We start from the raw sequence: 22,398 nt of genomic DNA on the forward strand, positions 1-22,398 counted from the left end.
GGCACGCTTTGTCGTGCTGTCGTGACCTAAGTCAACTCTCAAATGCATCAATTGATGGTGGTCAAGTGAGCCCGGCGGTGAAGCTGTTACTACTGGCCCAGGTGGAGGGTGGCCGACAGCGAGCCCGCGGGCCTTGATCACGGGCTGGACCTGGACAGCCGCCAACCGACACCCCACGGGGAAATAGAGCGAGGCACGTTATGACCACGAGAGCTTTGAGCAAGGGGATCTTCGCCTTCAGCTTCCCGCTGGCCGCCATGATGGCGGGCGGCGTGCAGGCGGCGGCACCCGAGATGTCGGCAGAGGAGCTGGAGCGGGCCGGCGAGATCTACTTCCAGCGCTGCGCGGGCTGTCACGGTACGCTGCGCGGTGGCGCGACCGGCCCCAACCTGCTGCCGGAGAATACCCAGGAGCTGGGACAGCGTCGCCTGGAGAGCATCATCACCTTCGGTACCGAAGGCGGCATGAACAACTTCGACGGCATCCTCGACGAGGACCAGATCGAGCTGATCTCCAGGTACATCCAGCAGACGCCCCAGGAGCCGCCGGAGATGTCGCTGGCCGATATCCGCGATACCTGGAAGATCCTGGTGCCCGAGGAGGAGTGGCCCACCGAGCCCCAGCACGACCTCAACTGGGAAAACTTCATGGTCACCATCCTGCGTGACCGCGGCGCCATGGGGATCATCGACGGTGACACCAAGGAGCTCATCACCGAGGCCGAGACCGGCTACGCCGTGCATGTGGCCAAGGAGAGCTCCGATGGCCGCTTCTGGTACGTCCAGGGCCGCGACGGCCGCCTCTCCAAGATCGACCTGTGGATGAACCCGCCCCAGGTGACCGCCGAGGTGTTCATCGGCATCGACGCCCGCGACGTGGCGGTCTCCCACTATGGGGAGTGGAAGGACAAGTACGTCATCGGCGGGGCCTACTGGCCGCCCCACTTCGTGATCGCCGACGCCGAGACCATGGAGCCGCTCAAGGTGGTGTCCACCCGCGGCTACGACACCGAGGGCAACTACGTCCACGAGGCCCGGGTCGCGGCGCTGTACAACACCCCCAACGCGCCTTCCTTCCTGGTCAACGTCAAGGAGACCGGGCAGGTGTGGCAGGTGGACTACAGCGACATCGACAACCTGCGCATCGAGCAGATGTCATCCGCCGAGTTCCTGCACGACGGCTTCTTCGATCCCACCGGCCGTTACTTCCAGATCGCGGCCAACTACAGCAACAAGATGGTCTTCATCGACACCGAGACCCGCAAGCGCGTGGGCATGCTGGAGACCGGCCAGATCCCCCATCCGGGGCCGGGGGCCAACTGGGTCGACTCGGAGTGTGGTCCGGTGGCCGGCACCACCCACCTGGGCGAGGGCCTGATGACCGCCTGGGGCAACGACCCGGAAGGCCATCCGGACCAGGCCTGGGAGATCTGCTTCAGCGTCGAGACCGACGGCCCGGGCCTGTTCGTGCGCACCCACCCGGATTCCGGCAACGTCTGGATCGACCAGGCCATGCATCCCGAGGCCGACGTCAACCAGTGGGTCATGGTGATGGACAAGGAGACCCGCGAGCTGACCCCGATCCATGTCGCCGACCGGCCGCTCGAGCATGACGCCGTGGCCGTGCACATGGAGTACGACCAGACCGGCACCGAGGTGTGGGTCTCCATCTGGGCCCGCGGTCGCGGCCACCAGGAAGACGGCGCCATCGTGGTCTACGACGACGAGACCCTGGAAGAGAAGGCGCGGATCGAGAACCTGAACACGCCGACCGGCAAGTTCAACGTCTACAACCGCAAGAACCACATCGGCTGATCGCCGTGAGCGTCCGAGGCGCCCCTGCGGGGGCGTCCCGGCACCTTTCCCGAATGCTCGCCGGCATCCCGGCGGGAGAGCGGTCGGGAAAGAAGCTGATGCCGGGCACCACTCATCGGAAGCACAAGGGTCATGACACCTTCAGGAGGCTGACATGCTAGGGGAGCGTCTACGCAACTGGCGCAGGATCACGATCATGGGGGCCTCGCTCGGGGCGGTCGTGATCTTCTTCGTGGCCGGCATCATCTTCTGGGGTGGCTTCAACACCGTGATGGAGGCCACCAACAACATGAAGTTCTGCAGCTCGGCCTGTCACGAGATGAGCTGGGTCTACGAGGAGTACCAGGAGCGCCCCCACTACCAGAACCCCACCGGGGTGGGCGCCGAATGCTCCGACTGCCACGTGCCCGACGCCTGGGGCCCCAAGATGGTCCGCAAGATCCAGGCCAGCCGCGAGGTATGGCACTGGATGCTGGGCACCGTGGACACCAAGGAGAAGTTCGACGGCAAGCGGCTGGAGCTGGCCGAGAACGTCTGGCGCTCCATGCTGCGCACCGACTCCCGCGAGTGCCGCAACTGCCATGACTGGTCGGCCATGGACCTCGAGCAGCAGGCGACACGCGCCGCCCGCGAACACGCCCGCGGCTTCGAGCAGGGCCAGACCTGCATCGAGTGCCACCAGGGCATCGCCCACGAGTTGCCCGAGGAGTGGGACGAGTCGCCGGTGTGGGCCGCCCGCTTCGCCCATGACACCGAGGCCGACCTGGATCGCGGCGAGCCCGAGGTGCCGCTGGAAGCCGAGGAGCTGGGCGAGGCGGTGGCCGCCGAGGGCGACATCGCCTCGACCCTGGCCTGGGATGACGTGCCGGCCCTGGACGTGACCCTCTTCCTGCCGGGGCAGGCCTCCATCGAGTGGATCCAGGACGGCAGCTCCCACGGCGGCGGCCGCGCCTTCAGCTTCGGCGACCGCTGCGTCTGGTGCCACGCCGGCGAGGAGGCGCAGATCGGCGAGATGGCCACCAGCGCCGAGAAGATCGAGACCTACGACCTGGGCGACAAGCGCGGCCACGTGCCGATGGCCGTGCAGGCCGCCTTCGATGATGACTACCTCTACATGCGCTTCCAGTGGGAGGCCGGCGAGCATGCGCCGCTGCCTTTCGTCGACGGCGGCATGATGGACCCGGACAACGCCATGAAGCTGACGGTGAGCTTCGCCGACGAGAGGGTCGACATGGCCGACCGCGGCGGTTGCTGGGCCAGCTGCCACCATGATTCCCGCGACATGCCCGATGCCCCCGAGGAGGAGGCGCTGGCGGCCGAGGAGCTCGCCGAGCGGCTGGCGTTGATGAACGGCGTGACCAAGTACCTCTCCGAGAGCCGCACCGACATCGAGGTGCGCGGTCGTCGCGGCGCCGCCCGCGGCGGCTGGGACAAGCTCAAGGAGGAAGCGGAGATCGACGAGCTGTTCGGCGCCGGCGTCTACCTGGACATGGCCCGCTACAAGAGCGGCAGCGGTGCCACCGAGTCCGGCTATATCCTGGAGCAGCGGCACTTCGCCGACTCCGAGGCGGTGGTGTTCTCGGCCGACGAGCAGGACGGGGTCTGGACCGCCTACCTGACCCGGGCCCTGCGCACCGGCATCGAGGGCGACAAGCCGCTCACCACCGATGGCAAGTACAACGTCAACTTCGCGCTGCACGACGATCATGCGGCGGCACGCTTCCACCACGTCTCCTGGCAGTTCGGCCTGATGTTCGGCGCCGAGGAGGTCGACGAGGAGATGGTGGAGATCAATGCCACGCGGGTCAGTCGCTAGGACGAGGCTAGGACGAGGGGAGGAAACAGCATGAGAAGACGAATTGTCACCGCCGCGCTCACGGCCACCCTCTTGCTGGGGGGCGTGAGCCTGGCCGACGAGGCGGTCGTCGAGGTGGAGATGCAAGACTACGGCTACCACCCGGCGGAACTGGAGATTCCCGTGGGCACCACGGTGCGCTGGGTCAATACCGAGCGCCGCACCAGCCACGACGTCCACTTCCCGGAGGAGGGGCCCTCCTCGGAGCGGCTCTTCCCCGAGGAGAGCTGGGAACGCACCTTCGACACCCCGGGCACCTACGAATACCACTGTCGTCCCCACGAGAACCGCGACATGCGCGGCGTGATCCGGGTGGTGGCGGCCGACGACACGCAGTGACGCGTCCCGGCAGATGTGCCGCGACGATCGACAGGATGGCATGGGAGGTGCCGGCATGACGATTTCCACTCGACCCGCAGCGCTGCTCGGCGGGTTGCTGACCAGCGTGGTACTGACCACGGCAAGCGCGGCGATGGCCGCCACGGCCCCCGATGGCTATCGCAGCGCGGCCTTCGGCATGTCCGCCGAGGAGGTCGGCGCACGGCTGGAGGGCGACGGCGTCGTCCGGGTCTCGCAGGAACGCAGCGCCGAGGGCGACCTGGTCATCGACGGCCAGCTGCAGGCCGAGGACGAGCCCGCGACCGACCTCCGCTACGTCTTCCCCGGCGGCGAGGACCGGCTGGCACTGGTGGTGGCCTTCCATCCCGAGGTGGATGACCGCGATGAGGTGATGCAGCGCCTGGCGGCGAGCCATGGCGAGCCATGGCCGGACGAAATGGCGGAGTGGTGGTACGAGCAGCTCAAGGACGGGATGCCCGAGACGCCCCACAGCCTCGAGGTCTGGGGCGGGGACGATGGGCAGCGCAGCCGCTTCGTGCGACTCTGGACCTTCGATGACTACCTGTCGGTGGAGTATCTCGATACCCGGCTGTTCCCTGCCGGCCCATGAGTCCCTGTCCCGAGGAGCCGCAATGCCGCTGAAACGACTTGCCCCGCTGGCGATGCTGCTGCTGGCCTCGCTGCCGCTGGCCGCCCAGGCGGGCGACCGGGGCCACGGCCATGGAGGGGCGGGGCACGCCTCCGGCCCCCACGAGGTGCGCGGGATCTACCTGGGGCATGACCCGGCCGAGGGGCGCATCAGCGTCGCCCACGAGGCGATCCCGGAGGTGATGATGGCCATGCGCATGAACCTCCATCTCGTGGAGGGGGAGCCGTTGCCCGACCTCGCCGAGGGCGACAAGGTCGCCTTCCGGATGATCGGCCGGGCGACGACGGGCATGAGCTGGTTCGCCGAGGGGGTCGAACGGCTGCCCGATGACACCGAGCTGGTGCTGCCGGCCGAACTGCGGGAGAGGATCGGCCACTGACGTCGGGCCGGGGGCGGCGCTCACTCCGCTGGGCGGGTCTCGCGGCAGCGGCGTTCGGCCCCCGCGATGGCCTCGTCGGCCCCCTCCAGGCTGAAGGTCATGAACCAGGGATCATCCTCGCCGCGCATCAGGCGCAGCAGCAGGGTCTCGCCGCGGCGCATCTCCTCGATCAGCAGCGACTGTTCCGGCAGGTAGAAGTGCACGTAGAAGCCGCTGTCGCCGCGCTCGGTGACGAACTCGGCGGTCCCCCCGTGGATGGTCTCGTGATCGACCCGCAGGTCGACGGGCACCCGGTTCACCGCCCGGCTTTCCGGCTGGTGTTCGTCGAGCTCGACCCGCAACTCGAGCCAGGGCAGGTCGCATACTCCCGCCGTGACATTGAAGCTGAGCAGCGAGTCGCTGTAGCTGTACCCCTCCATGGCCCGGAAGTGACGCTCCTCGCCCAGCGACAGCGTCAGCGTGTGCCAGTGGCCGTGCGACTCGACGTCGGCGGTGTTGAAGGTGGTGGCGCCGGTATCGGCCGCCCACAGCAGGCCGGCCAGCAGCGGCAGGGTGGCGGCGGGGAGGGTCTTGAACATGGCCCGGGCTTCCTGGATGGCAGGCGTCCGATGGTAGCACCGGGCGGGCGCCATGCCGACCGTGGCGTCAGTCGAAGTCGCGGCTCGGCAGCAGCCACTCGTCTCCGGGCCGGTAGCCGGCCTCCTCCGCCCGCCGGTACTGCGCCGCCATCTCGTCGGTGATCGCCGCCAGGGCGGCCTCGACGCTGGCGTGGTCGTCGCTCCCCTCGAAGGAGGGCTCGGCCTGCAGCGGCGTCTGCAGGTAGTGGCTCTGTTCGCAGGTGACGCGTTCACTCCCGGCTTCCCGGTAGCAGCGGATGCGGATCGGCGAGGGAATCTCGCCGAGCTGGAAGATCATCTCCGTCGCCAGGAAACGCTGCTGACGGATCAGGGGGTGACGGATGCTGGCCGGGATGTCCATGGGCGCGGAGGTCTCCTGAGATCGAGCCGATGCCTGCCGGGAAGGGCGTGCGGATCAACATAGCACCCGGGCTACAGGGCTGAAAGGCGAATACCTTGATCTGGGTTCATTGTCGGGCGCGGCAAACTATTCCATCCTACATCACTAAAGAGGTCATCCGGATGCATGTTCTGGTCCGGTCGAGCTGACGGAGAGGTGGAGCGTCTCGTGACAAGTTTGCTGCGTATCTGGCGGGTGACCCTGGGGCTGCTGCTGGCCCTGGTCCTGTCGACTGCCGCCCTGGCGACCACGGCCCAGGCAACCGAGTGGCTGCCCGTCGTCTTCCCCGAGGCGGACGCCGTCGGCGAGCCCATCGACGAGCCGCCGGTGGTGCCGGTACTGCGCGACGGCGAGACCGTGGGTTACGTCTTCGAGACCAACGACATCGCACCGATCCCTGCCTACTCCGGCCACCCGGTCAACATGCGCGTCGGCATGGACCTCGAGGGACGCATCACTGGTGTCGAGGTGCTCGAGCACTCCGAGCCGATCATGCTGGTGGGCATCCCCGAGACGGTACTCGATGACTTCGTCGGGCAGTATACCGGCAAGTCGGTGCGCCAGAAGGTGCGCGTGGGCCTGTCGCGCCAGCAGCGCGAGGGCTACGAGCAGGTCGACGCGGTCTCCGGGGCCACCGTCACCGTGGTGGTGATGGGCGAGGGGATCATGCGTTCCGCGCGCCGCGTGGCCCGGGAGCTGGGCATCCTGGTCGGCGGCGGGCCCGCCGAGGCGGCGACGGTGCGCGACGAGCTGTTCGAGGAGGCGAGCTGGGAGGCGCTGCTCGAGGAGGGGGCCTTCGGCCACCTGCACCTGACCCGCGGCGAGGTGGACGAGGCCTTCGCCGGCACCGACGCCGAAGGGGTCGAGGCCGCCCCGGAAGGCCGCGAGGGCGAGACCTTCATCGACCTCTACGTCGCCTACCTCAACGTGCCCACCATCGGCCGCAACCTGCTCGGCGAGCGGCAGTTCGAGCAGCTGATGGCGGAGCTCGGCGAGGACGAGCACGCGCTGGCGATCATGGCCGACGGTCGCTACTCCTTCAAGGGCTCCGGCTTCGTGCGTGGCGGCATCTACGACCGCATCATGATCCACCACGGCGGACGCACCGACCAGTTCCACGACGCCGACATGCGCCGCCTGTGGGGTATCGAGGCCGAGGGGGCGCCGCGCCTGCCGGAACGCGACATCTTCATCCTGCGCGAGGAGACCCGCTTCGACCCCGGCCAGCCCTGGGAGCTGGAGCTGCTGGTGCGCCGCCAGGTGGGCGCCCTGGACACCGAATTCGCCGGCTTCGCCGCGGAGGTGAAAGTGCCGGAGCGCTTCCTGGAGATACCCGAGCCCGTTGCCGACGCCATGCTCGAGGAGGACGAGGCGCGTCCGCTGTGGGTCTCGGTCTGGGAAGACCGGGTGATGCACATCATCGTGCTGGGGGCCGGCCTCGGCGTGCTCACCTTCATCCTGCTCTTCCAGGACTGGCTGGCCAGGCGCCCGCGGCTGCTGCATCCCCTGCGCTACGCCTTCCTGGTCTACACCGTGGTGTTCATCGGCTGGTACGCCCTGGCCCAGCTCTCGGTGGTCAACATCCTCACCTTCACCAACGCCCTGTTCACCGACTTCCAGTGGTCCACCTTCCTGATGGACCCGATGATGTTCCTCCTGTGGAGCTTCGTGGCGGTGTCGCTGCTGCTCTGGGGCCGCGGCGTCTACTGCGGCTGGCTCTGCCCCTTCGGTGCCATGCAGGAGCTGATCAGCGCCGTGGCGCTGAAGCTCAGGGTGCCGCAGTTCGAGCTGCCCTTCGCGGTGCACGAGCGGCTCTGGGCGCTGAAGTACATCATCCTGCTGGGGCTGTTCGCCGTCTCCCTGCAGTCGCTGGGGCAGGCCGAGGTCTACGCCGAGGTGGAACCCTTCAAGACCGCGGTGCTGCTCAAGTTCCAGCGCGAGTGGGGCTTCGTGCTCTATGCCGTGGTGCTGCTGGTGATCAGCGCCTTCAACCACAAGTTCTTCTGCCGCTACGTCTGCCCGCTGGGCGCCGGCCTGGCGATCCCCGCGCGCATCCGCCTGTTCGACTGGCTGCGTCGCCACAAGGAGTGCGGCAAGCCCTGCCAGATCTGCGCCCACGAGTGCCATATCCAGGCGATCCATCCCGACGGGCGGATCAACCCCAACGAGTGCCACTACTGCCTGGACTGCCAGGTGACCTACTACGACGACCGCAAGTGCCCGCCCATGGTGGTGCAGCGCAAGAAGCGCGAGAAGGCCACCCGGCTGAGCAGCAAGGTGGCCGACAGTCGGCGGATCGCCGCCACCGAGGTATCCGCCGATGGCACCTGATGGGGCCGCCGCGGCACAGAACCCTCACGGCGTCGCGCCCCGGGGCGCGACACGGTGACGGAAGAAGAAGGCCGGCCGCAGCGTCGGCGACGAGCCGAGACGTCATCTCGACAACGAAACGGAGACAGTGTCATGAGCGACAAGCAGAGGGACGACAAGCCCACCGGGGCCGTCAACGAGGGACGCCGCCGCTTCCTGGCCGGCAGCGCCGCGGTCGGTGCGGCCGGCATGGCCGGTGCCGCCGGCGTGGCGGGCGTGGGGGCGCTGACCCGCAGCCAGCCGGCCCAGGCGGCCAGCCACGGCTCGGCGGCAGACATCCATGTGCCGCCCGGCGAGCTCGACGAGTACTACGGTTTCTGGAGCGGTGGCCACAGCGGCGAGGTGCGCGTCTACGGCGTGCCTTCCATGCGCGAGATCATGCGCATCCCGGTGTTCAACCACTGCTCGGCCTCCGGCTGGGGGATGACCAACGAGTCCAAGCGCATCATGGGTGACAGCCACCGCTTCACCAACGGCGATGCCCACCACCCCCATATCAGCTACACCGACGGCAGCCACGACGGCCGCTACCTGTTCATCAACGACAAGGCCAACACCCGCGTGGCGCGGATCCGTCTCGACGTCTTCAAGACCGACGCCATGGTGACGGTGCCCAATGTCCAGGCGATCCACGGCCTGCGGCTGCAGAAGGCGCCGCGCACCGGCTATGTGTTCGCCAACGGCGAGTACCAGATCCCGCAGCCCAACGACGGCCGCGACATCAACGACCCGTCGAAGTACTACACCCTGTGGAATGCCATCGACGCCGACACCATGGAGGTGAAGTGGCAGGTGATGGTCGACGGCAACCTGGACAACATGGATGCCGACTACACCGGCAAGTATTGCGCCGCCACCTGCTACAACTCCGAGGGCGCCGTGGACCTGGCCGGCAAGATGCGCGCCGACCGCGACTGGGTGACCGTCTTCAGCATCGAGCGCATCGAGGCGGCGGTGGCCAACGGCGACTTCATGACCATCGGCGACTCCGAGGTACCGGTGGTGGACGGCCGCAAGAGCTCCGGCCTCAACGTCACCCGCTACGTGCCGGTGCCGAAGAACCCCCACGGCCTCAACACCTCCACCGACGGCAAGTACTTCATCGCCGCCGGCAAGCTGTCGCCCACCGTCACCATGATCGACATCGCCAAGCTGGATGACCTCTTCGAGGGCAACCTGAGCGACGAGCGCGACGTGGTGGCCGCCGAGCCGGAGCTGGGTCTCGGGCCGCTGCACACCACCTACGACGGCCGCGGCAATGCCTATACCACCCTGTTCATCGACAGCCAGGTGGTGAAGTGGAACATGGAGGACGCGGTTCGCCACTACAACGGCGAGGACGTCAACTACATCCGCCAGAAGATCGACGTCCACTACCAGCCGGGCCACAACCACGCGACCCTCTCGGAGTCCAAGGATGCCGATGGCAAGTATCTGTTCTCGTTGAACAAGTTCTCCAAGGACCGCTACCTGCCGGTGGGCCCGCTGCATCCCGAGAACGACCAGATGATCGACATCTCCGGCGAGGAGATGGTGCTGCTCCACGACACCCCGACCTTCGCCGAGCCTCACGATGCGGTGATCATCCGCCGCGACCAGATCCAGACCAAGCAGATCTGGGAGCGCGACGACCCCTACTTCGCCGACACCGTGGCCATGGCCCGCGAGGACGGCATCACCCTGGAGTCCGACAACGAGATCATCCGCGACGGCAACAAGGTGCGGGTCTACATGACCACCGTGGCGCCCAACTTCGGGGTCACCGAGATTCCCGTCAAGCAGGGCGACGAGGTGACGGTGACCATCACCAACCTGGACCGCGTCGAGGACCTCACCCACGGCTTCTGCGTGGTGGATCACGGGGTCAGCATGGAGATCAGCCCGCAGCAGACCGCCTCGATCACCTTCACGGCCGACAAGCCCGGGGTGTTCTGGTACTACTGCAACTGGTTCTGCCACGCGCTGCACATGGAGATGGTCGGCCGACTGCTCGTCGAGCCGGCATAACCCCCCGGCGGCAGTCCCTGCCGGGCCGGCGAACGCGTCGGCCCGGTGGTGCCCCCCATGACACCCAGAGAACGCCATGCCTTCGAGATGGTTACTCCCCTTTCTTTTCCTGCTGCTGCCTGGCCTCGCCCTGGCCGCCGAGTGGCGCGCCGTACCCGGCGAGACCCCGCTTCAGCAGGTGCTCGCGGCCGCCGCACCCGGTGACACGGTGCGGGTGGCCGAGGGCGAGCACGTCGGCAACTTCACGATCGACGTGTCCCTCGAACTGGTCGGCGAGCCCGGCGCCGTCCTGGACGGCCGCCGCCACGGCAGCGTGCTGACCGTCGCCGCGCCGGACGTCACGGTGCGCGACCTGCACATCCGCGAGGACGGTGCCGACATCAACGCCATGGACAGCGGCATCTTCGTGGCCCGCGAGGCGACGGGCACGCGGATCGAGAACAACCGCATCGAGGCCCGCGGCTTCGGCATCTGGCTCGATGCCACCCCCGACGTGCGGGTGATCGGCAACCGCATCAGCGGCGACACCGCGCTGCGCTCCCAGGACCGCGGCAACGGCCTGCAGCTCTACAACGTGACCGGTGCCGAGATCCGCGACAACGAGGTATGGGAGGCCCGCGACGGCATCTACATCGACGTCAGCAACCACAATCGCCTGATCGGCAACCTGCTGCGCGACCAGCGCTACGGCGTGCACTACATGTTCTCGCACTCCAACGAGGTGCGAGACAACGAGACCCGCAACAACCGGCTGGGCTATGCGCTGATGCAGTCGCGCCAGCTCGAGGTGGTGGGCAATCGCTCCCTGCGCGACCAGAACTACGGTTTCCTGATGAACTTCATCGTCGATTCGGTGATCGCCGAGAACGTGTCCATTGAGGCGCAGCGCGGCAGCCTCTCGGCGGCGCCGGACGGCCACGCCATCAGCGGCACCGAGGGCAAGGCGCTGTTCGTCTACAACTCGCTGTTCAACGAGATCCGCGACAACCTCTTCGCCCGCACCGAGATCGGCATCCACATGACCGCGGGCTCCGAGGACAACGTCTTCCACGGCAACGCCTTCGTCGCCAACGAGACCCAGGTGAAGTACGTGGCGCTGCGCGAGCAGGAGTGGTCCCATGAGGGCAGCGGCAACTACTGGAGCGACTACCTGGGCTGGGACCTGAGCGGCGACGGCCTGGGCGACATCCCCTACGAGCCCAACGACTCGGTGGACCGGTTGCTCTGGACCTATCCCATGGCCAAGATCCTGATGAACAGCCCGGCGGTACAGGTGCTGCGCTGGGTGCAGCGCGAGTTCCCGATCCTGCGCCCGCCGGGCGTTCGCGACAGCCATCCGTTGATGGCCCTTCCCGACTGGATGGCGGAGACACTGCAATGACCCAACCGGTGATCGAGATGCACGCGGTCGGCAAGCGCTTCGGCAAGCTGACCGCCCTCGACGAGGTGAGCCTGACCCTGGGCGAGGGCGAGGTGCTGGGCCTGATGGGCCACAACGGCGCCGGCAAGTCCACCTCCATGAAGCTGATCCTGGGGCTGATCCGGCCCACCAGCGGCACCCTGCGGGTGTTCGGCCACGACCCCGGCGGTAGCGCGGCCAACGACCTGCGCCTGCGCCTGGGCTACCTGCCCGAGAACGTGCAGTTCTACGAGCAGCTCTCGGGCTTCGAGGTGCTCGACTACTTCGCCCGGCTCAAGTGCATCGGCTCCGGGGTCGTTGTGCCCCTGCTGGAGCGCGTGGGGCTGGGCCACGCCATGCACCGCCGGGTGAAGACCTACTCCAAGGGCATGCGCCAGCGCCTCGGCCTCGCCCAGGCGCTGATCGGCGAGCCGCGCCTGATGCTGCTCGACGAGCCCACCGTGGGCCTGGATCCCATGGCCACCCGCGACTTCTACGGCATGGTCGACGAACTGCGCGGCCGCGGGGTGAGCGTGATCCTCTGCTCCCACGTGCTGCCCGGGGTGGAGCGCCATATCGATCGGGCGGCGATCCTCGGCCAGGGACGCATGCTCGCCTCCGGCAGCATCGACGAGCTGCGCCAGGCCGCCGACCTGCCCCTGGTGGTGCGTCTGCGCACCAGCCGGGCGCCGCAACGCCTGGCCGAGTCGCTGTGGCCCCACGGCGTGCTGGCGAGACAGACGGGTGACGGCCGCCTCGAGCTGGAGGTGCCGGTACGCGCCAAGATGGCGGTGCTCCGCGAGCTCATGGCCGACCCCGAGACCGCTGACCTGGAGCTGGAGCCGCCCACCCTGGAGTCGCTCTACGCCCACTTCGACGGCACCATTCGCGACCCGGCGGAGGCCGAGCCGGCCCCCGCCACGGCCATCGACGCGCAGCAGGGGGTGAGCGCATGAGAAACCTGTTCATCGTGGCCGGCAAGGAGTTCCGCGACGGCCTGCGCAACCGCTGGGTGCTGGCGATCACCCTGGTGTTCGGCCTGCTGGCCATCGGCCTGGCCTACTTCGGTGCCGCGGCCTCGGGCCAGGTGGGCTTCACCCGGGTCTCCACCACCATCGTCAGCCTGTCGAGCCTGGCGGTGTTCCTGATCCCGCTGATCGCCCTGATGCTGGCCTACGACAGCATCGTCGGCGAGGACGAGCAGGGCACCCTGCTGCTGCTGCTCACCTACCCCATGAGCCGGGTCGAGATCCTCGCCGGCAAGTTCCTGGGCCATGCGTCGATCCTCGGCGTCTCCACCCTGGTGGGCTTCGGGGTGGCCGGGGCGGTCATCGCGCTGCTGGGGGGGGTGGAGCAGCTCGGCGAGCTGGTGGCGGCCCTGGCGCTGTTCATCCTCTCGGCCATGCTGCTGGGCTGGGCCTTCATCGGCTTCGCCTACCTGATCAGCGTCAGCGTGGCGGAGAAGTCGCGGGCGGCGGGCATCGCCCTGGTGGTGTGGTTCGCCTTCGTCATCGTCTTCGACCTGGCGCTGCTGGGCGTGCTGGTGGGTACCGGCGGCCAGGTCAGCGAGGGGCTCTTCCACTATCTGCTGCTGCTCAACCCCACCGACATCTTCCGCATCGTCAACCTGACCTTCTTCGAGGCGGCGCGGACCCAGGCGGGGCTGGCCTCCATCGGTGCCGACGCTGCCTTCCACCCGGCGCTGCTGCTCGGCACGCTGCTGGCCTGGGTGGCGGTGCCGCTGGGCCTGGCGCTGTGGATCTTCCGCCGCCGCGAGATCTGACGAGGAAACCGACGAATGCTGACACGCAGGAGGTTCATCATCGTGCTGGGCGGCGTGACCCTGGCGGGGCTGGCCGGCTGCGGCGGCGAGGAGGAGGTGGCCGCGGCCTGCGAGCCGCGCCCCTTCCGGGACGACGACGAGTGCGCGGTGTGCGGGATGTTCATCGCCGGGTTTGCGGGCCCCAAGGCCCAGGCCCGCCTGCGAGACGGTCGACTGCTGACCTTCTGCTCCACCTCGGACCTCTTCGTCTGGCTGCTGCAGCCCGACTCGGTGCCCCAGCTGCGCCGGGCCTATGTCCACGACATGGGCGCCACCGAGTGGGAGCGGCCGTCGGACGACGCCTTCATCCCCGCCGACGTGGCGGTCTACGTGACCGAGCAGCCGCTGATGGGCGCCATGGGGCCGACCCTGGCCTCCTTCGGCAGCGAGGAGGCGGCGCGGGCCTTCATGGCGGAGCACGAGGGGCGCCTGCTGGCCTACGAGGAGGTCGACGTCCAGGTGCTCAACGACCTGGCCCGGGCGCATATCCGGCGCGCCATGTAGATGGGGCTTGCCCCGCAAGCGCAGCGCCCCCGGCAGCCAGGCTGCCGGGGGCGCTGGGGTTGTCGCCGCCGGGGCTCAGAGCACCGGTTCGAGCATGAAGTCCACCGCGGCCTTCACCTCCTCGTCGCTGAGCTGCAGGTGCCCGCCCTTGGGCGGCATGGCCTGGAAGCCGTTGATGGAGTGGTCATAGAGGGTCTCCATGCCCTGCTCCAGGCGCGGGGCCCAGGCGGCCTCGTCGCCCTTGATGGGGGCGCCGGCGGCACCGGTCATGTGGCAGGCCATGCAGGCCTGGTTGTAGATCGCCTCGCCGTCGGGCTCGGCCTGGACGGCGGCCGAGAGAGTCAGGGCGGCAATGCCGGTGAGGGCGGCGGCAGCCAGTCTTTTCATAACCAATCTCCATGATGCATCTTTCTGGGTGGTGCAGGCCCGGGAGCCCTGATGGCCCCGGGGCCCGGGTGTCCCCATGGTGCCAGCAGGTTCATGGGGGGGTACTGACATGAATCAGCATAAGGTTCGTCGAGGTGAAGGCGGTGTGCAAGTGGTGCCGCCGGCCTCAGGGAGCCGGCTCGATGCGCAGCAGCTGGGCGAGCTTCGGCTGCTGCGGCCCGAGCATGTCGGCCAGGGTGTACTTGTCGAGCACGGCCAGGAAGGCGTGCAGCGCCTCGGCCAGGATCGGCTTGAGCCGGCAGGCCGGGGTGATCAGGCACTCGTTGTGGTCACCGAAGCACTCCACCAGCAGCAGGTCGTGCTCGGTGTCGCGCACCAGGCCGCCGATGGTGATCTCCTCCGGCGGACGCTTGAGCAGCAGGCCGCCGTTCTTGCCGCGGATGGCGGTGATGTACCCCTTGTGGCTGAGCTCCTGCACGACCTTCATCAGGTGGTTGTGAGAGACCTCGAAGCGATCGGCGATCTCCTGGATGGTGGAGCGCTGCTCGCCCTTGACGGCCAGGAAGATCAGCACGCGCAGCGAGTAGTCGGTAAAGCGGGTCAGGTGCATGGCGGGATCCAGCCCTTGTCTACTTGATATCGGTCAATGGTGACTGGTTAACAAGCCTTCATTCTACCACTTCCCTTGCGCCGGTTATGGGAATGGCTGCGGCATCGGGTCGCGTCAGCAGGAAGGCTGCCACGGTGCAGAACAGCACGGCGGTCAGCACCAGCACGATCGGCGGTGCCCCGCCGGCCCACAGCATCAGCCAGCTGATCACCAGCAGCACCAGCGCCAGGCGCTTGGCGCGCCGGGGAATCGCACGCCGGTCGCGCCAGGCATGCAGTGTCGGCCCCAGGCGAGGATGCCCCCACAGCCAGCGGGCCAGGCGCGGCGAGCCCTTGGGGGCGGCCCAGGCCGCGACCAGCAGGAAGGGCGTCGTGGGCAGCAGCGGCACCACCAGCCCGGCCGTGCCCAGGCCGATGCAGCCGTAGGCCAGGCCGCTCCAGACCAGGCGCGAGAACCGAAGTGCCATGCAGGACCTCCCGGATTGTCAGGGGTTGTCACTAAGTAGTATTTTACATGCATGTTAAAGCGCGACGCAAAGAACTTTGGTGCCGGAGGCCCACCACGGGCCTCGACCGTGCCCGCCTGGCGCTGGCTCTTCCCGCTGGCGGCCCTGCATGCGGCCCTGCTGGTGCCGCTCTCGCTGCTGTCGCTCTACCACCTGGAGGCGCTGCCGCTGCTGGCCTCGCCTGCGGCCCATGGACGCGAGCTGCTGTTCGGCTTTGCCCTGGCGGTGATCGCCGGCTACCTGCTGGGACCGCTACCGCCGCGCCGGCTGCAGGCGCTGGTCGGGCTGTGGCTGGTGGCGCGCCTGGGCGGCCTGGCCTGGCCGGGCGCCCTGCCGGTGACCCTGGCCGATGCCGGCTTCGCGCTGCTGGTGGCCTGGTGGCTGGTGCCGCGCTTCATCGCCGCCAGAAAGTGGCGCAACCGGGTGCTCTCGCCGCTGCTCGGGCTGCTCTGCCTGCTGGCGGTCGTCACCCTGTCCTGGCGCCACCCGGGCAGCCTGCCCACCACGGCGCCGCTGATGCACCAGGGCGTGCTGTGGCTGGTGCTGCTGATGGTGTTCATGGGCGGGCGGGTGCTGGCGCCGGCGGTGAACGGCCACCTGATGGCCAGCCGACGCCAGGCCGGCGCCGGAGTGCAGCCGCGCCTCGAGGCGGCGCTGATCCTGCTGCTGGGCGTCACCCCGCTGCTGATGCTGTGGTCGCCGCTGCGGCCCCTGGCGGCAGGGCTGGCGCTGGTGGCGGGCCTGCTGGTGCTGGTACGGCTGTGGCGCTGGCGGCCCTGGGCCTGCCGCGAGCGACCCGACCTGCTGGGGCTGATGCTGGGCTACGCCTGGCTGGGCGTCGGCCTGCTGCTGCTGGCGCGGGCCTGGTGGCAGCAGCCCCACGCCAGCGCCACCCTGCACGCCTTCACCATCGGGGCGCTCGGCACCCTGGCCTCCGGCATCATGCTGCGCCAGGCGATCCTGCGCGCCAAGGCACGCCCCGAGGCGGAGCCGCTGCTGCTGCCCCTGGCGCTGCTCTTCTCCCTGGCCGCGCTGCTGCGCCTGCTGGCGCTCGATGCCGGCCAGCACTGGCTCGCCCTGCTGTGGGCCTCGGCGCTGGCCTGGAGCCTGGCCTGGGGGCTCGCCGCCTGGCGGCTGCTCCACTGGTGCCGTCGCACGGTACCTCGCAGCAACGCGCGTGCAGAGGCCGATAGCGAGGGGCGCCGGGGGCAAGCTTAAGAGGAGGTCCTGCGCCAGGGATGGCGTCGGTAGCGTACAGGGAGGTATTCAAAGCGCCTCCTCGCAGGCTTGTCGACGGATCAGCCCCGAGTGAATCTCAGGTGATGGAGGCTTGATCCAGGTCAGCTACCTCGAGAAGGGTACCGACGCGCCGGGCCCTGAATGGCATACTCTGCCCCATACGGCGGCGCTGCGGTGTCGCCCCCCGGTTCAAGAGGCTGTTACCCCATGCAAGACGACCTGCTGTTCGATCGCCCCCTGGTCGAGAAGTACGACCGACCCGGGCCGCGCTACACCTCCTATCCCACGGCGCCCCAGTTCCATGCGGCCTTCGCCGAGGACGATTATCGCGCCGCCGCCGAGCGCAGCAACCGGGCCGAGACGCCCAAGCCGCTGTCGGTCTACGTGCATATCCCCTTCTGCAAGAGCCTCTGCTACTACTGCGCCTGCAACAAGATCATCACCCACAATACCGAGCGGGCCGCCGAGTACCTCGAGTGGCTCAAGCAGGAGATCCGCGTGCAGGGTGCGCTGTTCGACGAGAGCCGCCGCATGACCCAGCTGCACCTGGGCGGCGGCACGCCCACCTACCTGAGCAACGCCCAGCTCGGCGAGCTGATGGCGGCGCTGGACGAGGCGTTTCACTTCGCCCCACCCGCCGAGCGCGAGTTCTCCCTGGAGGTGGACCCGCGCACCGTGACGCCCGGGCAGATCCACGAGCTCCATGACCTGGGCTTCAATCGCCTGAGCTTCGGCGTCCAGGACTTCGATGAGGATGTCCAGCAGGCCGTCAACCGGGTCCAGAGCGAGGAGCAGGTGGTGGCACTGGTCGAGGCGGCCCGCGAGGCCGGCTTCCAGTCGGTCAGCGTCGACCTGATCTACGGCCTGCCGCTGCAGACCGTGGCCAGCTTCGACGCCACCCTGGACAAGATCATCGCCCTGCGGCCCGATCGTATCGCCGCCTACAGCTACGCCCACCTGCCGGAGCTGTTCAAGGCCCAGCGACTGATCCGCCCCGAGGACATGCCGCCGCCGGAGCGCAAGCTGGAGCTGCTGGAGCTCACCATTCGCCGGCTGTCCGAGGCGGGCTATGTCTACATCGGCATGGACCACTTCGCCCTGCCCGACGACGAGCTCTCCCTGGCTCGCGAGAACGGCACCCTGCAGCGCAACTTCCAGGGCTACTCCACCCACGCCGACTGCGACTTGATCGGCCTGGGCATCACCTCCATCGGCAAGGTCGGCGACACCTACAGCCAGAACGTCAAGGAGACCGCCCAGTACCAGCACCGCCTGGAGGCGGGGCGCCTGCCGGTGTTCCGGGGCTACCGGCTCAGCGACGATGACCGCCTGCGTCGTGACGTGATCAACGCCCTGATGTGCCACGGCCGCATCGACTTCGCCGCCATCGAGGCCGCCCACGGCATCGACTTCCGGGACACCTTCGCCGATGCCCTCGAGGCGCTCGAGGAGATGGCCGCGGATGGCCTGCTGGCGATCCGCGAGGGCGAGATCGAGGTGCTGCCCGCCGGCCGGCTGATGATGCGCAACGCCGCCATGGCCTTCGACGCCTACCTGAGCCACGGCCCGGGGCGCTATTCGCGGACGGTCTGATTCCGCCGGCGCTCGACCTGCTCGATCCAGGCGCCGCGACGGAGGAGGCGCTGCCAGCGTTGAATGGCCTGCCGCCGCGCGGCATCTGGTCCCGGGCAACCTGCGCAAGCGGGTCATCGAGCGCCGGGGAAGGGAGTAGACGGCCTAGCGTTGATGGTCAAATTTCACGACATCTTGTGCTTGATACTGTCGAATGGTCTATATATGGTACGCAGCCGTGTCGGGCGGTCGTGCCGGGCGGGGCTTGACGCATGTCAGTGCGAATGTCTTTCATGAGGCCTAGGATGAGCGGTTCAGCGGCCTCGGCCGCATCGTCATCAGGAGCATCAGCATGTCCTTGCCTTTCCCGTCACTGCCCCTGCCGTCCCCCCCGTCCCCGGCCCGCCTGATCCGTGCCATCGATCCGCGGGTACCGGTGGGCGTCAAGCGCCGACTGGTGGCGCCGCTGCTCAACCGCACCTTCGCCGAGCCCCTGGCCGAGGGGGAGTTCGACGCCCTGGACGGGCGCCGCATCACCCTGGCCATCGAGGACCTGGGCATGGCGCTGACCCTCACCCTCGAGGACGAGCGCCTGACGGTGTGTGCCGAGCCCGGCGAGGCCACCATCCGCGGCGGCTGGCGCGAGTTCCTCTGCCTGGCCACCCGCCGCGAGGACCCCGACGCGCTGTTCTTCCAGCGCCGCCTGCTGATCGAGGGCGACACCGAACTGGGGCTGATGGTCAAGAACCTCCTCGACGGTCGCGAGGAGGGGCTGGCCCAGGGCCCCCTCGGCGAGCTGCTGGTCCGCCTGGAGCGGCTGGCTCGCCGCGATACCTGACCCAACCCGATAATTGCCACAGCTCCGGAGACCCGCCGAATGAGCACTTCCACCAAGGCCGTCAAGTCATCCAACGAGGTGCCCCTGCAGGCCCCCTCCCGCGACATCTGGGATGCCAAGTACCGCCTCAAGGACCGCCACGGGCGGCCCGTGGACAAGGACGTCTCCGCCACCTGGGAGCGGGTGGCCCGCGCCCTGGCGGCGGTGGAAGGCGACAAGGCCGACGAGTGGCTGCCGAAGTTCCGCTGGGCCCTGGAGAACGGCGCCATCCCCGCCGGGCGGATCATGTCCAACGCCGGTGCCGAGGCCTACAAGCCGGCGGTGAGCCTGATCAACTGCACGGTGTCGCGCACCATCCGCGATTCCATGCACGACATCCTCGACAGCGTCGTGGATGCCGGCATGACCCTCAAGGCGGGCTGCGGCATCGGCTACGAGTTCTCCACCCTGCGCCACAAGGGCGCCTTCGTGTTCGGCGCCGGCGCCGGCACCAACGGCCCCCTGGCGTTCATGGATATCTACGACAAGATGTGCTTCACGGTGGCTTCGGCGGGCGGTCGTCGCGGCGCCCAGATGGGCACCTTCGACGTCGGCCATCCCGACGTACGCGCCTTCATCGAGGCCAAGCGCGAGGCGGGCCGCCTGCGCCAGTTCAACCTCAGCCTGCTGATCACCGACGAGTTCATGGAGGCGGTGAAGAACGACGCCGACTGGCCGCTGGCCTTCCCGCTCCACGCCGGCGAGAAGGAGGACGTGGGGGCCGAGGAGCTGATCTACCGCGACTGGCCGGTGATCGAGGAGGGCTACACCGTCGACGCCGAGGGTCGCGTGGCCTGCCGCATCGTCGAGGTGATCAAGGCCCGCGAGCTGTGGGACACCATCATGCGTTCCACCTACGACTTCGCCGAGCCGGGCTTCATCCTGATCGACCAGGTCAACCGCATGAACAACAACTGGTTCTGCGAGGAGATCCGCGCCACCAACCCCTGCGGCGAGCAGCCGCTGCCGCCGGAGGGCGCCTGCCTGCTCGGCTCGGTGAACCTGACCCGCTTCGTCATCGACCCCTTCGGCAAGAAGCCGCGCTTCGACTGGGAGCGCTACCGCCAGGTGGTGGCGATCTTCACCCGCATGCTCGACAACGTGGTGGAGATCAGTGGCCTGCCGCTGGAAGGCCAGCGCCGCGAGATCGAGGCCAAGCGCCGCCACGGCATGGGCTTCCTGGGCCTGGGCTCCACCCTGACCATGCTCAAGATCCCCTACGGGTCGCCGGAGTCGCTGGCCTTCACCGAGGAGGTGAGCCGCAACCTGGCCGTCGAGGGCTGGAAGCAGGCCCTCGAGCTCTCCCGCGAGAAGGGCGTGGCGCCGGCACTGGCCGAGGACTACGAGATCACCCCGCGGATGATGCGCGAGCGCCCCGAGCTCAAGCAGGATGGCTACGAGGTCGGCGACAAGGTGCCCGGTCGCATCCTGCACGCCCGCTACAGCCGCTACATGCAGAAGGTCGCCGAGGTGGAGCCGGAGCTGGTCGCGGCGCTCGCCGAGCACGGCGCGCGCTTCACCCACCACAGCTCCATCGCACCCACCGGCACCATCTCGCTGTCGCTGGGCAACAACGCCTCCAACGGCATCGAGCCGTCGTTCTCGCACCGCTACTTCCGCAACGTCATCCAGGCGGGCAAGAAGACCAAGGAGCAGGTGGAAGTGTGCTCCTTCGAGCTCGCCGCCTACCGCCACTTCATCGCCGCCGATGCGGTCGAGAGCGACCTGCCGGACTACTTCATCACCGCCGACGCGGTGAGCCCCAGGCAGCACGTGGCGGTGCAGGCGGCGGCCCAGGCATGGGTCGACTCGGCGATCTCCAAGACGGTGAACGTGCCCACCGAGTTTCCCTTTGAGGCGTTCAAGGACCTCTACCTCGACGCCTACCAGAGCAAGCTCAAGGGCTGCACCACCTTCCGCTTCAACCCGGAGGCCTTCCAGGGCGTGCTGGTGCGCGAGGACGACCTCAAGAACACCACCTACGTCTTCGAGCTGGAGAACGGCGAGACCGTGGAGCTGGCCGGCGACGAGAAGGTCATCTACGACGGCGAGGAGCACAACGCGGCGAACCTCTATGACGCGCTGAAGGAAGGCACCTATGGCAAGTGGTAAGCCACGACCTGCTGCGCTCGCCGAGGCGGCGTTGCAGTCTTTCTCGGAATGCTCATTTACGGCTCGTAAACTCCGCTTCCTCGAAATCCTGCGCCTTGCCTCGCCTTCGCTCGTGACGGTCGTCAGTGGCCGTCACGCCAGCGTCACCGCACAACTTTCCGGAGGAGCCTCCTGATGGCCGTCGAGATTTCGTCAAAGATCGTCTCCTACAGCGTCAAGAAGGCGGTGGAAGAGCCGCCGCTGGCCGAGGAGAACCCGCTCACGGTGCGCATTCCCTCGCGCCCCGAGGGCACCCTGGAGGCCGTGTCGGAGAAGATCTCCTACGTCGGCGCCGAGGGGCGCAAGAAGGTCTACCTGCTGGTGTCGTTCATGCCCGTGGAGGGCGTGCTGGGCGGCAAGCGGGTGGTGATCGAGCGCCCGGTGGAGTTCTTCTTCCCCTCCGGCCAGCTCTCCAGCGAGCACCAGTGGATCACCGCCACCATGCGCAGCCTGTCGCTGGCCGCCCGTGGCGGCTACGTCACCCAGGCGGTGGCCGACCTGCGAAAGGTGGCCTGGGACAAGGGCCTGGTGCGCTGCGGCATGAACCGCTGGGGCAAGCCGATGTTCCATGACTCCGAGGTGGCGGCCATCGCCTGGTCGATCCAGCAGATCCTCTACCGCCGCGGCTTCCTCGACCAGGACGGCAACCAGGTGCCGGTGGAGGACCTGGTCAGCCGCTATGCCCAGCGCCTGGCCAGCGGCCATCCCTGGCAGCCGCCCACCCCGGAGGAGATCGAGCAGGCCGAGCGCAAGGCCGCCGACAAGGGCGACGGCCCCACCGTGGTGGGCCACTGCCCGGAGTGCAACGGCGAACTGATCATGATGGACGGCTGCCCCACCTGCTACGCCGGCTGCGGCTGGTCCAAGTGCGGGTAACAACGGTGCGGGAAGCAAGAGCGCGG

Annotated in this window: 21 protein-coding genes; 16 read left to right on the top strand and 5 right to left on the bottom strand. The window is 68.3% G+C overall.

Translation table 11 applies throughout. The features are described 5' to 3' along the window. The first annotated feature begins 200 nt into the window (after nt 1–200). The 5 genes from ACOMD9_RS01615 to ACOMD9_RS01635 all read left to right on the top strand — a co-directional run bounded on the left by ACOMD9_RS01615 (nt 201) and on the right by ACOMD9_RS01635 (nt 5,036). Complete coding sequence (locus ACOMD9_RS01615) at nt 201–1,814, top strand: cytochrome D1 domain-containing protein (protein WP_421411800.1); 1,614 nt, start codon at nt 201–203, stop codon at nt 1,812–1,814. 154 nt (nt 1,815–1,968) lie between these two features. Next, nucleotides 1,969–3,630, top strand: a complete 1,662-nt coding sequence (locus ACOMD9_RS01620) for a NapC/NirT family cytochrome c (protein ID WP_421411801.1) — start codon at nt 1,969–1,971, stop codon at nt 3,628–3,630. A 30-nt stretch (nt 3,631–3,660) separates the two neighbouring features. Continuing rightward, entirely contained in the window at nt 3,661–4,008 is a 348-nt protein-coding gene (locus tag ACOMD9_RS01625; protein WP_421411802.1) for a cupredoxin domain-containing protein, read from the top strand. 55 nt (nt 4,009–4,063) lie between these two features. Then, nucleotides 4,064–4,618 (top strand): hypothetical protein, encoded by a 555-nt coding sequence (locus ACOMD9_RS01630; RefSeq protein ID WP_421411803.1) that lies wholly within the window; start codon nt 4,064–4,066, stop codon nt 4,616–4,618. Between the two features lie 22 nt (nt 4,619–4,640). Further along, nucleotides 4,641–5,036 carry a copper-binding protein gene (locus ACOMD9_RS01635; protein ID WP_421411804.1) on the top strand — a complete coding sequence of 132 codons (396 nt, stop codon included), beginning with the start codon at nt 4,641–4,643 and terminating at the stop codon, nt 5,034–5,036. A gap of 20 nt (nt 5,037–5,056) precedes the next feature. Here ACOMD9_RS01635 and ACOMD9_RS01640 read toward each other — a convergent pair whose 3' ends face one another. Together ACOMD9_RS01640 and ACOMD9_RS01645 are read right to left on the bottom strand one after the other, a co-directional pair. Then, nucleotides 5,057–5,614, bottom strand: coding sequence for a hypothetical protein (locus ACOMD9_RS01640; protein WP_421411805.1), 558 nt, complete (start codon nt 5,612–5,614; stop codon nt 5,057–5,059). A gap of 67 nt (nt 5,615–5,681) precedes the next feature. Then, the gene (locus ACOMD9_RS01645; RefSeq protein WP_421411806.1) at nt 5,682–6,014 is read right to left on the bottom strand and encodes a hypothetical protein; all 333 of its coding nucleotides are present in this window, start codon (nt 6,012–6,014) and stop codon (nt 5,682–5,684) included. Between the two features lie 207 nt (nt 6,015–6,221). Between ACOMD9_RS01645 and nosR the strand changes: the two genes are divergently transcribed. The 6 genes from nosR (at nt 6,222) to ACOMD9_RS01675 (ending at nt 14,155) form a co-directional block, all read left to right on the top strand. Next, nucleotides 6,222–8,384 (top strand): transcriptional regulator NosR, encoded by a 2,163-nt coding sequence (gene nosR, locus ACOMD9_RS01650; RefSeq protein WP_421411807.1) that lies wholly within the window; start codon nt 6,222–6,224, stop codon nt 8,382–8,384. A 132-nt stretch (nt 8,385–8,516) separates the two neighbouring features. Further along, the gene (gene nosZ / locus ACOMD9_RS01655) at nt 8,517–10,430 is read left to right on the top strand and encodes a TAT-dependent nitrous-oxide reductase (RefSeq protein ID WP_421411808.1); all 1,914 of its coding nucleotides are present in this window, start codon (nt 8,517–8,519) and stop codon (nt 10,428–10,430) included. 76 nt (nt 10,431–10,506) lie between these two features. Beyond that, the gene (locus ACOMD9_RS01660; RefSeq protein WP_421411809.1) at nt 10,507–11,811 is read left to right on the top strand and encodes a nitrous oxide reductase family maturation protein NosD; all 1,305 of its coding nucleotides are present in this window, start codon (nt 10,507–10,509) and stop codon (nt 11,809–11,811) included. Continuing rightward, the gene (locus tag ACOMD9_RS01665) at nt 11,808–12,785 is read left to right on the top strand and encodes an ABC transporter ATP-binding protein (RefSeq protein ID WP_421411810.1); all 978 of its coding nucleotides are present in this window, start codon (nt 11,808–11,810) and stop codon (nt 12,783–12,785) included. Before ACOMD9_RS01660 ends, ACOMD9_RS01665 begins: the two co-directional genes overlap by 4 nt. Then, nucleotides 12,782–13,612 carry an ABC transporter permease subunit gene (locus ACOMD9_RS01670; protein ID WP_421411811.1) on the top strand — a complete coding sequence of 277 codons (831 nt, stop codon included), beginning with the start codon at nt 12,782–12,784 and terminating at the stop codon, nt 13,610–13,612. The genes ACOMD9_RS01665 and ACOMD9_RS01670 overlap by 4 nt, the downstream gene beginning before the upstream one ends. Before the next feature lie 15 nt (nt 13,613–13,627). Further along, entirely contained in the window at nt 13,628–14,155 is a 528-nt protein-coding gene (locus ACOMD9_RS01675) for a nitrous oxide reductase accessory protein NosL (protein ID WP_421411812.1), read from the top strand. Between the two features lie 75 nt (nt 14,156–14,230). Here ACOMD9_RS01675 and ACOMD9_RS01680 read toward each other — a convergent pair whose 3' ends face one another. The 3 genes from ACOMD9_RS01680 to ACOMD9_RS01690 all read right to left on the bottom strand — a co-directional run bounded on the left by ACOMD9_RS01680 (nt 14,231) and on the right by ACOMD9_RS01690 (nt 15,618). Next, a complete protein-coding gene (locus ACOMD9_RS01680; protein WP_421411813.1) occupies nt 14,231–14,542 on the bottom strand; it encodes a c-type cytochrome in 312 nt (103 codons plus the stop codon). A gap of 166 nt (nt 14,543–14,708) precedes the next feature. Next, nucleotides 14,709–15,152: an Rrf2 family transcriptional regulator gene (locus ACOMD9_RS01685; protein WP_421411814.1), complete on the bottom strand. Its 444-nt coding sequence runs from the start codon at nt 15,150–15,152 to the stop codon at nt 14,709–14,711. A 58-nt stretch (nt 15,153–15,210) separates the two neighbouring features. Further along, nucleotides 15,211–15,618, bottom strand: a complete 408-nt coding sequence (locus ACOMD9_RS01690) for a YbaN family protein (RefSeq protein ID WP_421411815.1) — start codon at nt 15,616–15,618, stop codon at nt 15,211–15,213. A gap of 108 nt (nt 15,619–15,726) precedes the next feature. On the opposite strand from ACOMD9_RS01690, the gene ACOMD9_RS01695 reads away from it, so the two are divergent. The 5 genes from ACOMD9_RS01695 to ACOMD9_RS01715 all read left to right on the top strand — a co-directional run bounded on the left by ACOMD9_RS01695 (nt 15,727) and on the right by ACOMD9_RS01715 (nt 22,372). Then, nucleotides 15,727–16,875 (top strand): NnrS family protein, encoded by a 1,149-nt coding sequence (locus tag ACOMD9_RS01695; protein ID WP_421411816.1) that lies wholly within the window; start codon nt 15,727–15,729, stop codon nt 16,873–16,875. Nucleotides 16,876–17,103: 228 nt separating this feature from the next. Next, nucleotides 17,104–18,489: an oxygen-independent coproporphyrinogen III oxidase gene (hemN, locus tag ACOMD9_RS01700; RefSeq protein WP_421411817.1), complete on the top strand. Its 1,386-nt coding sequence runs from the start codon at nt 17,104–17,106 to the stop codon at nt 18,487–18,489. Nucleotides 18,490–18,820: 331 nt separating this feature from the next. Then, complete coding sequence (gene ubiT / locus ACOMD9_RS01705) at nt 18,821–19,306, top strand: ubiquinone anaerobic biosynthesis accessory factor UbiT (RefSeq protein ID WP_421411818.1); 486 nt, start codon at nt 18,821–18,823, stop codon at nt 19,304–19,306. Nucleotides 19,307–19,345: 39 nt separating this feature from the next. Then, nucleotides 19,346–21,457 carry an adenosylcobalamin-dependent ribonucleoside-diphosphate reductase gene (locus ACOMD9_RS01710; RefSeq protein ID WP_421411819.1) on the top strand — a complete coding sequence of 704 codons (2,112 nt, stop codon included), beginning with the start codon at nt 19,346–19,348 and terminating at the stop codon, nt 21,455–21,457. Nucleotides 21,458–21,631: 174 nt separating this feature from the next. Further along, nucleotides 21,632–22,372, top strand: a complete 741-nt coding sequence (locus ACOMD9_RS01715) for a ribonucleoside-diphosphate reductase (protein ID WP_421411820.1) — start codon at nt 21,632–21,634, stop codon at nt 22,370–22,372. The last annotated feature ends 26 nt before the right edge of the window (nt 22,373–22,398 follow it).

Origin of the sequence: Halomonas terrestris (assembly GCF_049166755.1) — a bacterium.
Classification (GTDB): domain Bacteria; phylum Pseudomonadota; class Gammaproteobacteria; order Pseudomonadales; family Halomonadaceae; genus Halomonas.